The sequence below is a fragment of the Halomonas sp. HL-93 genome, assembly GCF_900086985.1.
In the GTDB taxonomy this organism is placed as follows: domain Bacteria; phylum Pseudomonadota; class Gammaproteobacteria; order Pseudomonadales; family Halomonadaceae; genus Vreelandella.
This window is the reverse complement of sequence record NZ_LT593974.1, coordinates 3,071,409-3,083,431: the sequence shown is the minus strand read 5'-3', so window position 1 is coordinate 3,083,431 and position 12,023 is coordinate 3,071,409. Positions and strand designations below refer to the sequence as shown.

Annotated in this window: 16 protein-coding genes and 1 pseudogene; 8 read left to right on the top strand and 9 right to left on the bottom strand. The window is 55.0% G+C overall.

Translation table 11 applies throughout. The features are described from left to right. Positions 1 to 8 precede the first annotated feature (8 nt). Together GA0071314_RS19810 and GA0071314_RS19990 are read right to left on the bottom strand one after the other, a co-directional pair. Positions 9 to 164 carry a hypothetical protein gene (locus GA0071314_RS19810; RefSeq protein WP_231896462.1) on the bottom strand — a complete coding sequence of 52 codons (156 nt, stop codon included), beginning with the start codon at positions 162 to 164 and terminating at the stop codon, positions 9 to 11. A gap of 101 nt (positions 165 to 265) precedes the next feature. Further along, entirely contained in the window at positions 266 to 457 is a 192-nt protein-coding gene (locus GA0071314_RS19990) for a GFA family protein (RefSeq protein WP_441316763.1), read from the bottom strand. Between the two features lie 317 nt (positions 458 to 774). On the opposite strand from GA0071314_RS19990, the gene GA0071314_RS14275 reads away from it, so the two are divergent. Beyond that, a complete protein-coding gene (locus GA0071314_RS14275; RefSeq protein ID WP_074397273.1) occupies positions 775 to 1,593 on the top strand; it encodes a type IV toxin-antitoxin system AbiEi family antitoxin domain-containing protein in 819 nt (272 codons plus the stop codon). A 59-nt stretch (positions 1,594 to 1,652) separates the two neighbouring features. Next, the gene (locus GA0071314_RS19540; RefSeq protein WP_231896461.1) at positions 1,653 to 1,805 is read left to right on the top strand and encodes a hypothetical protein; all 153 of its coding nucleotides are present in this window, start codon (positions 1,653 to 1,655) and stop codon (positions 1,803 to 1,805) included. Between the two features lie 174 nt (positions 1,806 to 1,979). Here GA0071314_RS19540 and GA0071314_RS14270 read toward each other — a convergent pair whose 3' ends face one another. Beyond that, on the bottom strand, positions 1,980 to 2,900 hold the full coding sequence (locus GA0071314_RS14270; RefSeq protein WP_074397272.1) for a DMT family transporter: 921 nt from the start codon (positions 2,898 to 2,900) through the stop codon (positions 1,980 to 1,982). 93 nt (positions 2,901 to 2,993) lie between these two features. Here GA0071314_RS14270 and GA0071314_RS14265 point away from each other — a divergent pair, with 93 nt between their 5' ends. Then, the gene (locus GA0071314_RS14265) at positions 2,994 to 3,902 is read left to right on the top strand and encodes a LysR substrate-binding domain-containing protein (protein WP_074397271.1); all 909 of its coding nucleotides are present in this window, start codon (positions 2,994 to 2,996) and stop codon (positions 3,900 to 3,902) included. Positions 3,903 to 4,072: 170 nt separating this feature from the next. On the opposite strand, the gene GA0071314_RS14260 is transcribed toward GA0071314_RS14265, so the two are convergent. Together GA0071314_RS14260 and GA0071314_RS14255 are read right to left on the bottom strand one after the other, a co-directional pair. After that, complete coding sequence (locus GA0071314_RS14260; RefSeq protein WP_074397270.1) at positions 4,073 to 4,372, bottom strand: type II toxin-antitoxin system RelE/ParE family toxin; 300 nt, start codon at positions 4,370 to 4,372, stop codon at positions 4,073 to 4,075. Beyond that, complete coding sequence (locus GA0071314_RS14255) at positions 4,372 to 4,620, bottom strand: type II toxin-antitoxin system ParD family antitoxin (RefSeq protein ID WP_074397269.1); 249 nt, start codon at positions 4,618 to 4,620, stop codon at positions 4,372 to 4,374. Before GA0071314_RS14255 ends, GA0071314_RS14260 begins: the two co-directional genes overlap by 1 nt. A 184-nt stretch (positions 4,621 to 4,804) precedes the next feature. Here GA0071314_RS14255 and GA0071314_RS19800 point away from each other — a divergent pair. Next, positions 4,805 to 4,909: pseudogene (locus tag GA0071314_RS19800) on the top strand (Fic family protein); the annotation flags it as partial. 168 nt (positions 4,910 to 5,077) lie between these two features. Further along, the gene (locus GA0071314_RS14250; protein WP_074397268.1) at positions 5,078 to 5,509 is read left to right on the top strand and encodes a hypothetical protein; all 432 of its coding nucleotides are present in this window, start codon (positions 5,078 to 5,080) and stop codon (positions 5,507 to 5,509) included. Between the two features lie 332 nt (positions 5,510 to 5,841). Here GA0071314_RS14250 and GA0071314_RS14240 read toward each other — a convergent pair whose 3' ends face one another. Then, positions 5,842 to 6,624, bottom strand: coding sequence for an AraC family transcriptional regulator (locus GA0071314_RS14240; RefSeq protein WP_074398542.1), 783 nt, complete (start codon positions 6,622 to 6,624; stop codon positions 5,842 to 5,844). A gap of 106 nt (positions 6,625 to 6,730) precedes the next feature. On the opposite strand from GA0071314_RS14240, the gene GA0071314_RS14235 reads away from it, so the two are divergent. Together GA0071314_RS14235 and GA0071314_RS14230 are read left to right on the top strand one after the other, a co-directional pair. Then, positions 6,731 to 7,540 carry a sulfite exporter TauE/SafE family protein gene (locus GA0071314_RS14235; protein ID WP_074397267.1) on the top strand — a complete coding sequence of 270 codons (810 nt, stop codon included), beginning with the start codon at positions 6,731 to 6,733 and terminating at the stop codon, positions 7,538 to 7,540. A gap of 160 nt (positions 7,541 to 7,700) precedes the next feature. Beyond that, positions 7,701 to 8,624, top strand: a complete 924-nt coding sequence (locus tag GA0071314_RS14230) for a bifunctional helix-turn-helix transcriptional regulator/GNAT family N-acetyltransferase (RefSeq protein ID WP_074397266.1) — start codon at positions 7,701 to 7,703, stop codon at positions 8,622 to 8,624. A 107-nt stretch (positions 8,625 to 8,731) separates the two neighbouring features. On the opposite strand, the gene GA0071314_RS19535 is transcribed toward GA0071314_RS14230, so the two are convergent. The 3 genes from GA0071314_RS19535 to GA0071314_RS14220 are packed head-to-tail and all read right to left on the bottom strand — an operon-like array spanning position 8,732 to position 10,720. Then, on the bottom strand, positions 8,732 to 8,887 hold the full coding sequence (locus GA0071314_RS19535; protein WP_231896460.1) for a hypothetical protein: 156 nt from the start codon (positions 8,885 to 8,887) through the stop codon (positions 8,732 to 8,734). 22 nt (positions 8,888 to 8,909) lie between these two features. Then, positions 8,910 to 9,989, bottom strand: coding sequence for an ATP-binding protein (locus tag GA0071314_RS14225; protein WP_074397265.1), 1,080 nt, complete (start codon positions 9,987 to 9,989; stop codon positions 8,910 to 8,912). Further along, positions 9,986 to 10,720, bottom strand: coding sequence for a response regulator (locus GA0071314_RS14220; RefSeq protein ID WP_074397264.1), 735 nt, complete (start codon positions 10,718 to 10,720; stop codon positions 9,986 to 9,988). The genes GA0071314_RS14225 and GA0071314_RS14220 overlap by 4 nt, the downstream gene beginning before the upstream one ends. 140 nt (positions 10,721 to 10,860) lie before the next feature. Here GA0071314_RS14220 and GA0071314_RS14215 point away from each other — a divergent pair, with 140 nt between their 5' ends. Then, on the top strand, positions 10,861 to 12,021 hold the full coding sequence (locus GA0071314_RS14215) for an efflux RND transporter periplasmic adaptor subunit (RefSeq protein WP_074397263.1): 1,161 nt from the start codon (positions 10,861 to 10,863) through the stop codon (positions 12,019 to 12,021). Positions 12,022 to 12,023 lie beyond the last annotated feature (2 nt).

Here is a 12,023-nt window from a genome sequence, read left to right as displayed (position 1 = left end):
AATAGCGGTTAGCTATTTTTTAGGGTGGGTGTCCACCGAGCCTCCATTAACACCGGCAGGCTCGCTTCGCGGCTGAGCAGTTCACCCTGTTCCAGTTGATCGCGGCACCACTGGAAGACGTTGTAGACTACCGGTTTTTGGTTCGTGCCCTTACGACGAAACACCGGGTGCTCGTATTTGAGCACTACGTAGCTTGAGGCCCGCTGGGCCAGCCGGTAGGTGGTCTTGGTACCGATGATGTCGTACTGATCGGCGTCCGGCCCGGTCAGCTCCGGCGGTAACTGTGTGGTTCGCCTTCGATAACGACAGCTTGCTTGGGGTAATCCGCCGCCGCATAGAAAAGCGCCCCGTGATGCTTGCGACAATCCATACAGTGGCAAATACCTACCCGGAGCGGCTCTCCATTGGCCACGATTCGGATCTTACCGCAGAGACAGCCACCTGTTAGTTGTTCCATTGCCAGTCTCCAGAAGATTCATATATTCAAAGTAGGCGGCGCTTCCGGTTTTGACTTGCTGCCGTCTCGTTCGTATTTGATATCCGCAAACTGACATAAATCGAGCTATTGCAGGAGGCGGGTTTGCCCTGCGCTCCCGGAGTTCGGTCATATCTAGGGTACAAGCGGGCGCTGATTTTAACGGCGGTTAAGCTGGCGACCCACCTTGCCGCGGTTCTTTAATAAATAAGTTATTTGTGAACTAAAAGTACACAAAATATGATGATAACAAAGAGGTGTTGTGGCGGTTTCTTTAGTTAAATGCTAATTTGTGAACCATGAGTACACATAAAGAAGCAATACTAAAGCGAATGCTTGAAGCCATACCGTCAGGGTACATGGTCGATACTGCATGGCTTGAACGCCACGGTGTCAGCCGTTTCCTTGCTCGCAAATACGTTGATAACGGCTGGCTGGAGCGTGTTAACCGCGGCGTCTTCCGACGCCCCGCGCCGAACACAACAACGTCGGCCCCAATTGATTGGAAAACCTGCCTGCTATCCATGCAGCATATAATGGGTTACGACAGCTATGTCGGTGGCACAACAGCACTTGCCCAACAGGGCTACGATCACTATCTGCGGTTGGGCAGCAGTGCGCCTGTCTGGGTATATGGCGACGCCACACCCAACTGGCTCAGCAAGCTGCTAAACGCACCCATCGTGACCCGCAGCACCTCACTGTTCGCTGACCCGTTAGTAGGGCTTGCTAAAAATAACATCAACGATGAAGACGCGTTGCCATGGGACTGGACGCTCAAGATGTCGGCACCTGAACGGGCGGTCATGGAAGTCATGGACGAATTACCCAATCATGAAAGTTTTCATAACCTTGATATGGTGTTCGAGAGCTTGACGACACTGCGGCCGAAAGTACTGTCGGCGTTGCTGCACAGTTGCAAGAAAATCAAGGTCAAGCGGCTGTTCTTTGTCTTTGCGGATCGTCACGACCATCCTTGGCGCAAGCGCCTCGATCCTGCAGAGTTCAACCTTGGCAGTGGCGATCGCGCACTGGTGAAAGGGGGCAAGATACATCCGCGCTATCGCATCATGGTGCCTGAAGCGTTTGTAACGGCGGAGGCCAGAGATGGCGCATGAAACCTATCAAGCACAGGTCGAACTACTTGTGCGCATTCTCCCGCATGTTGCAAAGGAGGATGTGTTCCCCAGATTTTGATGCCATTGATCGCCCTCAGGCGGCGGACCTGCCAGCCGTGCGCTGGAAGCTCATCAATCTGGAAAAGCTTAAGAACGAAAACGTTGCTAAGCATGCGGCTCAACGACGCGAACTTGAGACACTGCTCAGTTAGCCAGAACCAAATTTAATACTCCATATCTGCTTTCTGTGGTGGATCATCTAGTTGATACGGGAATTCCACACCCAACGTCGAAGAGCCTGAAAATGTGCTTGTAAAGTATGAACGATGAACTACCTGGACATTCCGGAGAGTTCACCGCTGATGGTTCGCCTGTTTGAGCATCGTTTAGGTATGCCGTTGGCGCAACACCATTAAACCGCTCATTAAGATCATGCCCATACCCAGCCAAGTCATGGCATCGGGCACTTCACTGAATAGCAGGTAGCCCCAAAGGCTGGCAAAGATGAGGTAGGCGTAATCAAAGGTGCCAATCAACGCCGAAGGGGCAATTTGATAAGCCCTGGCGACACCGGTATTCACAGTAATCAGCAGTAGGGCGTATGCGCCGATGATCGCAAGCGTTGTGGCATCAAGCGGTTGCCAACCGGTAAACAGGAAGGGCGCGCGTTCAGCGAGCGATGCGGTGCTGTTGATGGCGACCAGCACACTGAAAACACTGCCTGCCGTAAGAAAGGCTAGATTTAGTCCCAAGGTGAGTATGAAAGGATGCTCTGTTTGGCAGTGGTGGCGTGTCACCAGCATAGCCAGCGCATAAAAGATGGCGGCGAGCATCGGTAGAAGGGTGGCAGGGGTGAAGGTGTCGTCGCCGGGGCGTAATACCACCACCACACCCAGAAAACCGCAGAAGATGCCTAACCATGCCAACCGCGAGAGATACTCGCCCGCCCCAAAAGCAGCCAGCACGGCAATAAACAGCGGCGTGGTGTAAATGGCGACCGCCGCCACCGAGAGGGGAATCAGCGGTAGAGCTGTGTAGTAGGCTATCCACATCAGCAATAGAAGCAAGCTTCTGATTGCCACCCAACGTGGCGATTTTACATTGGGACGGGCTCCGGAATGACCAATAAGCAACCCAAGTAGTATCGGTAGCGATAGTGTTGAGGCGATGACATAGAGTTGCCATAACGACATACTGGCACTCAGATACTTAACCAGGGCGTCGGTCAACGCCAGCAGAAAGACAGCCCCCACGATAAGGCTTATGCCCTGTAGGATATTATCTTCGTGTTCAGGGGTGGCCTTCATTGGCGCATTCCAGTGATGAATTCCGCTCTAGAATGCCGCTGCCTCTCGCAGTGCTTCAAACGACTTATACGTTACGATGCATGAGCTCAGATTATGGATAATTTCATCAAGTCTCTTCCACCACTGGCGACGCTGCGCCCCTTCGAGGCAGCGGCCAGGCTTGAGAGTTTTTCACGCGCGGCGGATGAGCTCCACCTGACCCAGGCGGCTATCAGCCGACAGATCCGTGCGCTGGAGGAAGACCTTGGTGTGACGCTTTTCGAGCGCCGTAATCGCGGGGTGTTTCTTACCCGTGAGGGGCGTGAGTTTGGCCGTACGGTCTCCCAGGCGCTGGAAAGTATCGCCACGGGCGCTCAGGAATTACGTGGCGACCCCGACGATAAGCGCGTCGTATTGTTCTGCCAGTTATGCGAAGCGTTCTATTGGCTGATGCCTCAGTTGGCTGACTTTAATCGTCGCTACCCTGAAATTGAGATACAGCTGGCGACGTCGACAAGGCCGATTACCGAATTTAGTGGCAACTTCGACATTGCACTGCAAACCAACGGACGACCCAGCGGCAGCCATCGATTGGTGTTTAGCGCCGAGGACGAGATCTTTCCGGTCTGCAGCCCCGCTTACCTGAACGGGGCCTCCCCGCCGCTGAGTCTCAATGCGTTACTCAACCATCGATTGCTGCACCACCACGCTGAACCGCCGGATTGGCTGGAGTGGGATGACTGGTTTCGTGCCATGGGGTACTTTGAACCCTCATCAGCAGAGGGTGCCGTTTTCGACAGTTACCCGCTGCTGCTTCAAGCGGCTGTTGCTGGTCACGGTATTGCCTTGGGATGGCGGCGGACGACGCAGCGTATGATTGAAAGTGGTGAGCTGATCCGCCCGGTGGCGGAGAGCTTGCCTCAGCATGATGCCATCGCCCTATACACTCGGCAGGGTGCACCTCAACGCGCAGGCAGCGAAGCGTTACTTGGTTGGCTGCGTGAGGTGTTGGGTGAGAGGTGATGCTAGGGTTTGGTCTGATATCTAGGCTAATAGCTAGGCTGTTTGCTATTCCTACGGTTGTGGTTGTTTAACCACTTCCCGCCACAATCAGTACTGTCGCCAAAGCTGTTCATCTGCGCTCTGTTCGGTTGCCCGCCAGTGTGTCCCAGTATCAAAATGATTGGCTCTGATCAATCAGGCAGAAAATAAGAGACGATATCCATCTCTTTATGAGGAATGCCGATTATCTCAATGCCCCCTTGGCCAATCAGGTAAAAGATAACGTGCTGGCCCTGGGGGTAGCTGTAATAACTCTCGCTGATATCCGAGCGATATTTTCCTAATAGTGGATTTTCTGCGAGCCAGTGAAATCGTTTTTCAAAATCTTTTAGATAGATATTACGTTGGCTCCTGCCCCATTGCCGCTCCGTATAGCGGCCAATATTCTTTAAATCGTCCCTCGCTCTAGGTGTGATATGAAACGTGGGCATTACGTTTCACTATCCAAATCGTTGATTAGTGAATCCATCGAGAAATCACCCACGAATTCACCAGCCCTTGCTTGCTCGGCACCTTGGGCTAGATGAGTACGTAGCGCTTCAAGTTTGCTTTTGCGTTCCTCCATGGCACGCAACGCGTCACGCACAACCTCACTTGCGGAGCCGTAGCGACCGCTGGAGACCTCGTTTCTGATGAAGACTTCCCAGTGCTCTCCGAGGCTAAGGCTTGTCGTCGCCATGAGTGCTTCCTTTATTCAAAAGTAACAAATTTGAATATAGAGGGGGCGGGCAAGAAAGGCAAGAGAGCCAGCTAACGAGGGCCGATGCGTATGTATACTACTGAAACTAATCCTAATCATGAGCCGAATATTAACCATAATCGGCTCACGATATGATCTGAATAATTGACACAGCAGTGGGGCATTTGAACAGGGCATCAATGCGCGTAAATACCAATCGCTAGCCAAGGTAAGTAAGGCCACCGCAACACGTGATTTGGCTGATCTGGTAGAAAAGGGCTGCCTTTAGAAGCTACCCGGCGGTGGGCGCAGCACGCGTTATTCGGTGCTGCTTGGGTGAGCCAAATGCCTAATTCTTTTGCCACGGTCGTGGGTGTGTTCTCGATAAGGATTACCTCGAGAGCATCGTTATGCTAACCACTCATAACCTTCAAAGCTTATGGTTAAGGAAAACACCATGACGAGGATGCTGCCCCACCGCATGCTGCTTGCTGCTGAAATGCTCTTATTGGCACTGCCAATTACGCTACTTTGCGGGTTGCTTGGTGTGGGGGTAGTGCTTGCCAACGCATTTCCCTGGTGGGAGCAGATAGTGGTTATCCACTTTGTGTTGTTGGGCTTGGTGGGTATGGCGGGCCTTTGGCGAGTGGCGTTGGCCACGACATGGCCGCGTCAGCAGCGGCCGGTTTACAGTGCATGGTGGTGGCGCGCGGCCTGTTTGGGGGCTGGGCTTTTGGGTGTTCCGTTGCTGCTTTATGGTTTGATTTTGTTGGGCTGGGAGCCTGCCGAGTGGGTCGTCGTCATGGCGGCAGGCGTGTACACCATGCCGCTGTTGGTGTCATTTCTGCATGTTGCCTACTGTCGGCGCGTGTTGATGTCGGCTAATTAAGGGATTGCGTTAGCGATGTGTTGGCCGCAATAAAATGGAGGCGGCAGTCGATGAATGACCAGCAAATACAGATATTCACCAGCGAAGATGGACAAGCACACCTGGAGGTGGCGCTAGAGCAAGAGACCGTTTGGTTAAGCCAAGCGCAGATTGCCGAGCAACTGAGCTAAACATCAAACAGCCCGTTATGCACTCGCTGGAGTTGGAAGAAGCCTTGAGAGCCATTGGTGAGTTAAAGAAAACCTTAATCGCCAAAGGCGAGGCAACCGAACTGTTTGGGCAACGGCTCGGTAGTCGGCACCTTGGAAGCGTTCCCAGGTCTGTTGAGGCAGTTATTCCTTTTGGCGGCTAGCCGCCCGGACGAAGGCCGTTGGGGATTGGCCAAGTACCTTGCGAAACATGCTGGAGAAAGCGGCTGGGCTGTCGTAGCCCAGTTCCAGCGCGGTTCGGGTAACGGAACTGCCGGACAGTAGCCTGGGAATAGCCGCCATCAGGCAGGCCTGTTGGCGCCATACGGCAAAGGAGAGCCCGGTCTGCTGACGGAACAGGCGATTGAAGGTGCGCTGACTGCAATGTAACTGCCGCGCCCACTCCTCCGGAAGGGTGTGAATGCTCGGTTGGCCAAGAAACTCTTTGCACAGGCGGGCGAGGGGAAGGTCTTGGGGCAGGGGTGCAAATAGAGGCAGGGCCTGAGCCTGTTCCAGTTCGTATAGGAGTAGTTGAGCCAGGGCGCCGTCGCGGCCGTTTTCGTCATAGAGCGCGGGGATGTGGGCGGAAGCCAGCAGCAAGTGATGTAAGAGAGGTGTTACGACTAGCACCTCGCAGTTGAGCGAAGTACGTGGCGCGACGTGAGGCTCGATATACAGGCTTCGGGTACTCACCCCATTCATGTGCACTTGGTGCCGCTTGCCCGCCGGCAGCCAGACGCCGCTGAACGGGGGCACCATCCAGGTGCCATCATCCGTATTGACTTCCATCACGCCGGTCATGCCATAGAGAAACTGGGCGCGGCGATGGGTATGAAAGTCGAGCAGTGTGCCGGGGCGGTAGCCAGTGCCGATAGCTACCAGGGGCCTTGCTACCTGGTCTACGTCTGACAGTGGAGTATTGAGCATTATCGTCAACTTGGCCGAAACACACTGATTATTGTCCAAATGGCTAATGTCGGCCAGCCCTTGCCGGAATATCGTTCCTCCTGTTGGATTAATTAGGAGAGTGCCGGTGTATAGCATATTGCTTCTTTGTGGCGGGTTGGCGGGAGTCACCACTGTGCTGTTTGGTTTCGGTGGTGGGTTTGTGGTGGTTCCTTTGCTGTATACCTTACTGATTTCTGTGCATGGGCCGGATAGTGGTATCGGTCAGGCGGCCATGCATATCGCGGTGGCCACCTCGACGGCGTTGATGGTGTTTGCTGCCTCATTAGCGACTTGGCGTCACCATCGGCGACAGACCGTGCAATGGCATCTGGTGCGTCCGCTGGTCGGCTATATCGCCATGGGCGCTGTGCTAGGCGCGGCAGCCGCGGTGTCGTTAAGTGGGGATTGGGTGCGCTGGGTGTTCATTGGCTATTTGGGTATTACGATTGCGGATGCCGTTCTGCGGCCTGGTTGTCTGCATCAGGCGGGGAGTAATGTGCGTCCTATGGGGCCTGGGGTAACGGCGATGACGGGGACATTGATTGGTGCGGTGGCCGCTTTGTTGGGTGTTGGTGGCAGCGTGATGACTGTACCGCTCATGTGTCGGAGAGGCGCGAGTATGACAGCGGCCACCGCTATGGCCAATCCGTTGTCGTTGCCGATGGCGGTAAGTGGCACCGCGACGTATGTGTTGTTGTCGGCAAGTGATACCGCTTTGGGCGATTGGTATGCGGGCTATGTGGATCTCCGCGCCTTGCTGGTACTCGCAGTTGGCTCATGGCTCGGTATCCGCCTGGCGTCGACCTGGATCGGACGCATCCCTGACCGCATCCATGCCGGGGTGTACTTGCTATTGCTGACCATGGTGCTTGTGGTGATGGTTTTGGTACGTTGAGTGTTGCTTGCTTGGGAGATGTGGGGCGCTTGATATGCAGGTCGTCTCGCAGTCGAGTGAACTTCATTTCTTTTGTCAGTAGTTTCTTATGAGACCTTGTTGACATGGTTGCCAAAAGCAATTAATTATGTGCTTATGGCAACTAATTGGAGGTCTCTACATGGCCGCAGAACAACGCTTGCATGAGCGAGCCGGAATGGTGCGAAGCTTCAACCGTTTCTACACGCGTCAGATCGGTGTGCTGCACGAGCATCTGCTGGAAAGCTCATTCTCGCTAACGGAGGTTCGCATTCTGTATGAGCTGGCGCATCGGCCGATGCTTACCAGCTCGGATATTTGCCGGGAGCTGGGGCTCAATGCCGGTTACGTGAGCCGGGTGCTGAAAGGCTTCGAGAAGAAGGGGCTCATCACCAGGATCCCCTTGCCCTCCGATCGCCGGGCGGCGCAACTGCAATTGACTGATCATGGGCGGGAAACTTACCTGCCGTTGAGTGATGCGTCGCAGCGCGAAGTTGTTGCCATGCTCAAGCGGCTTTCGGAGCCTGAGCAAAACCAGTTGATCGAGGCGATGCATCAAATCGAGAGCCTGCTTGGCGATACGGATGCGAATTATATGCTGCGCGATCCGCAGCCGGGCGATATGGGATGGATCGTCCATCGGCAGGCGGTTCTGTATGCCCAGGAGTACGGCTGGAACAGTGAATATGAAGCACTGACAGCAGACATCGTCGCCAAGTATCTGCGTGATTATGACCCGCAATGGGAACGGTGCTGGGTCGTCGAGAAGCAAGGAAGTGTCGTTGGCTCCGTGTTCGTCGTTAGGGAAGACGAAGCGACCGCAAAGCTGCGATTACTCTATGTCGATCCCTGCGCCCGAGGTCTTGGAATAGGCGGTCGTCTCGTCGATGAATGCCTAAGGTTCGCCCGCCAAGCTGGCTATAAAAAAATCATCTTGTGGACAAACAGTGTTCTTGTCGGTGCGCGAAAGATCTATGAAAGGGCGGGTTTCGAACTGGTTGAGGAAACGCCCCATCACAGCTTCGGTAAGGATCTTGTCGGTCAGGTGTGGAGCCGTGAGCTGTAGTACCACGTTGCGAAGCATCGCTCTGCCTAGGCAACGGCCGTGTACCGGACAGCAGAGGGGGCGATAAGTGAGGGTTCAGTGGGTACTTGTCTGCAGGGCCTTGTATTCTAAATAGCTTTCCCCCACAACTCTGCTAGAGACCCACCTACCGGATAATCCTCGGGTAAGCCAACGGCAGCCACCCGGTCTTTTGCTGCCGCAAGCTGTGCGGGGTCGCCGCGCTCTATTTCCGGCTTTTGGCCTGGTGGATAGGTGCCAACCATTCAGCAATCACGCGCTATGTCATCACGCCCTATGTGATGGAGTAGGCCAGCGCAATTCGAAACAAGATCCCCCCTCATCAGAGGGATAACATCTGGCCTCGCCACGGTGGGCGCTTGCAATAGCCGCCACCACCGCCAATCCGAGCCCACTTCCTCGCGTGTCGCTTGGCATGCCACTGCCAGTCTCCCGTGCGTGCCGGAATGCCGTGAAAATATGAGAGGCATATTCCTGAGGAATCCCCGGGCCAGAATCCACAACACGCAACACATACCCCCCGTCATCCTGGCGCGTTTGGATGATAAGCGACCCTGGTGATGCATGCTGGCGAGCGTTTTCCAGCAGTGCAAGCAATGCCTGACGAATACGGACAGGATCGCAGTACACAGCGCTAGATTGCAGATCAAGAATTGGATAATGATTTGATGCGTTTAGGGCATGTCTACAAAATTCTACGACTGATTCAATGTCAGTCGAAAGATCACATTTCTTGACCTCAAGGTTTAGATGGCCGCTTTCGGCCAAGCTTACGGCGCGAAGGTCTTCAATCAGTTGTGCCATGCCGTCGATTTGGGTAAGAAGGCTCAGAAACTGGGGTTTTTCGGGAGGGAATACACCTTCTGCCAAGCCCTGTAGGCGTCCGCGTAAAATAGTAACGGGCGTACGCAGCTCATGAGCAATGGCCGCATTCCAGAATGTCATTTCCTTGGACATTCGCTGTAATTGGTCTGCCAAGGCATTGAAGTCGTTGGCTAACACGGCGGCTTCGCCTAACGAGCGATCACCCGTCGTGGCGCGTACGTCCAGGTTGCCTTGCGCGACGCGGCGCATGCTTTCTGTTACGGAGTTTAGGGGAACCAGAATGCGACGTGCCAAGTGCATGCCCACTATCACGGCGAACGCCAGCCCAACCAGCGTAGTGCTAACGAGCCAAGCCCACTCTAGCCCCGACGGGAACATGTTGGGTTCGTTAATCGACCCCTGCCAAAAACGGAAGGTAATGAAATAGAAAACATAAGAGGTCACCACGACTAACAGCGTTATGCCAAAAGCCATCGCTGCCATTGTCAACGCGATTGTGCGGCTCAATCCAATGAGTTTCATTCCGCACTCCACAGGCGGTACCCGACACCGCGTATGCCGACGGGAATACCTTTCAATCCGAGTTCTTCCAGTTTTTTACGCAGCTTGCTTATATGGCTATCTACCGTGCGCTCGAGCGCATCGCCTTCGGGCAGACAGGCAGCCAATAGCTCGGCGCGGGTGCACACTTTCTTGGGTGAACGCGCAAGATGTGTCAATAATCTGAATTCGGTGAGCGTCAGTGGGAGGCTGTGCAACTCGTCCGCCACCTGTACGCAGGCTTCATGCTGGTCCAGGTCGATTTCGAAGGGGGCGACTCTCAGGATACTAGGCTGGTGACCATCATCACCCATGGTGCGCCTTAATACTGCCTGAGTGCGGGCGACGACTTCGGCTGGATTGAATGGCTTGACGACATAGTCATCGGCACCGCAACGCAGGCCCATCAGTTTGTCGATATCCTGATCCATCGCGGTCAACATGATGACAGGGGTTCCTCCACGATGGCGAATCTCCGACAGCACCTGCCAGCCATCCAGTTTCGGCATTTTCACATCAAGCAGCACGATATCCGGTTTCATGGATAAGTGCATCTGCAATGCCTTACGTCCATCTTCGGCGCAAAGGGTCCGCAGCCCCGCACGTCTCAGGTAGGCCTGTAGAATATCGGCGATCTCAGGCTCGTCTTCGGCGATGAGAACCAGGGCTTGGGAGTCGGACGAGGCAGAGGATAGCTGATTCGTGGTGGTCATGGAGAGCCCGATAAAAGATTTATTATTATCTCCATCGTATCTACACACAATATCGACGTAAACGCCATTCCTCATGGATATAGTTCCCTTCATGCCATTTGCAGGCAGAAAGTCTGCCCGTGCCTGAAGGAGATAAATCCATGAAAATCCGACATTTATGCCGGAATTTTGTCTTCTGTGCCATGTTGCTGGCCGTTTTGGTCGGTTGCGGGCCTGCTGGGCAGGAAGTCGATTCACCTCCTCCCCGCGTCTCCATCGTCACGATAGCGCCTGTCAGCCTGGAGCTGACCGAGGACTTGCCGGCCCGGGTGGCACCCTTTCGCCTGGCGGAAATTCGCCCTCAGGTCAGCGGGATCGTTCAGCGCCGACTTTTTGAACAGGGGGAAGGCGTACGAGCCGGTCAGCCATTGTTCGAAATCAACCCGGCGCCGTTCCGTGCCGAGGTGGAAACCGCGGAAGCGGCCTTGCAGAAAGCCGAGGCCGAGCTGGCGAGTGCACGTAAGCACGCTGCCCGACTGGAGCCCCTTGTCAGGGCAGAGGCGATCAGCCGTCAGGTCTATGACGATGCCGTATCCAAACGTCAGACGGCAGCCGCTGACGTTGCCGAGGCGCGCGCCACGCTGTCGCGCCGCCGTCTCGACCTGGAATTCTCCACGGTGAAATCGCCCATTGCCGGGCGCATCGACCAGGAACTGGTCACGGAGGGTGCGCTTGTCGCCAGCAGCGATAGTAAGCCAATGGCCCGTGTACAGCAGATCGATAAGGTGTATGTCGATATTCAGCGCCCGGCTTCCTCGCTCGAAACGCTACAAGACACGCTAGCGACGCACGCCTCCCTCGAAAAAGGGCTACCGGTCAACATCTTGCGTAGCAATGGCACGCCCTACGATGTCACCGGACGCGTTCTCTTTTCGAGTATCAACGTGGATGCCAGTACGGGAGGTGTCTTGCTGCGTGTGATTGTGGACAACCCGCAGCATCGTCTTCTCCCCGGTATGTTCGTGCGCGCCCGGGTGCCCTCTGCAAGCTATGCCAATGCGTTGACGGTGCCGCAACAGTCCGTGGTGCGGATCGGGGGGAAGCCCTACGTTTGGGTGGTCGATGCCGGCGATACGGTGAAAATGGTGGCGGTGCAACTTGGGGAGTTGACGAATGGGAGCTATCGGGTTCGGTCGGGACTGAAAGAAGGGCAAAACGTCGTGGTCGAGGGGACGGCGCGTCTTTCCGACGGCATCCGTGTCAACGCCCGCGACGTGAAGATGTCCGTGTCACCGAGTGCCTCGGCGGCATCCTCTTTCTGAGT

Coding starts and splice junctions, on each gene's coding strand:
- GA0071314_RS14240 (WP_074398542.1), bottom strand. CDS start 6,624: ATGCTCAATACTCCACTGTCAGACGTAGACCAGGTAGCAAGGCCCCTG.
- GA0071314_RS14250 (WP_074397268.1), top strand. CDS start 5,078: ATGACGAGGATGCTGCCCCACCGCATGCTGCTTGCTGCTGAAATGCTC.
- GA0071314_RS14230 (WP_074397266.1), top strand. CDS start 7,701: ATGGCCGCAGAACAACGCTTGCATGAGCGAGCCGGAATGGTGCGAAGC.
- GA0071314_RS14275 (WP_074397273.1), top strand. CDS start 775: ATGAGTACACATAAAGAAGCAATACTAAAGCGAATGCTTGAAGCCATA.
- GA0071314_RS14220 (WP_074397264.1), bottom strand. CDS start 10,720: ATGACCACCACGAATCAGCTATCCTCTGCCTCGTCCGACTCCCAAGCC.
- GA0071314_RS14265 (WP_074397271.1), top strand. CDS start 2,994: ATGGATAATTTCATCAAGTCTCTTCCACCACTGGCGACGCTGCGCCCC.
- GA0071314_RS19540 (WP_231896461.1), top strand. CDS start 1,653: ATGTGTTCCCCAGATTTTGATGCCATTGATCGCCCTCAGGCGGCGGAC.
- GA0071314_RS14215 (WP_074397263.1), top strand. CDS start 10,861: ATGAAAATCCGACATTTATGCCGGAATTTTGTCTTCTGTGCCATGTTG.
- GA0071314_RS14255 (WP_074397269.1), bottom strand. CDS start 4,620: ATGGCGACGACAAGCCTTAGCCTCGGAGAGCACTGGGAAGTCTTCATC.
- GA0071314_RS19535 (WP_231896460.1), bottom strand. CDS start 8,887: ATGGTTGGCACCTATCCACCAGGCCAAAAGCCGGAAATAGAGCGCGGC.
- GA0071314_RS14260 (WP_074397270.1), bottom strand. CDS start 4,372: ATGCCCACGTTTCATATCACACCTAGAGCGAGGGACGATTTAAAGAAT.
- GA0071314_RS14225 (WP_074397265.1), bottom strand. CDS start 9,989: ATGAAACTCATTGGATTGAGCCGCACAATCGCGTTGACAATGGCAGCG.
- GA0071314_RS19990 (WP_441316763.1), bottom strand. CDS start 457: ATGGAACAACTAACAGGTGGCTGTCTCTGCGGTAAGATCCGAATCGTG.
- GA0071314_RS14270 (WP_074397272.1), bottom strand. CDS start 2,900: ATGAAGGCCACCCCTGAACACGAAGATAATATCCTACAGGGCATAAGC.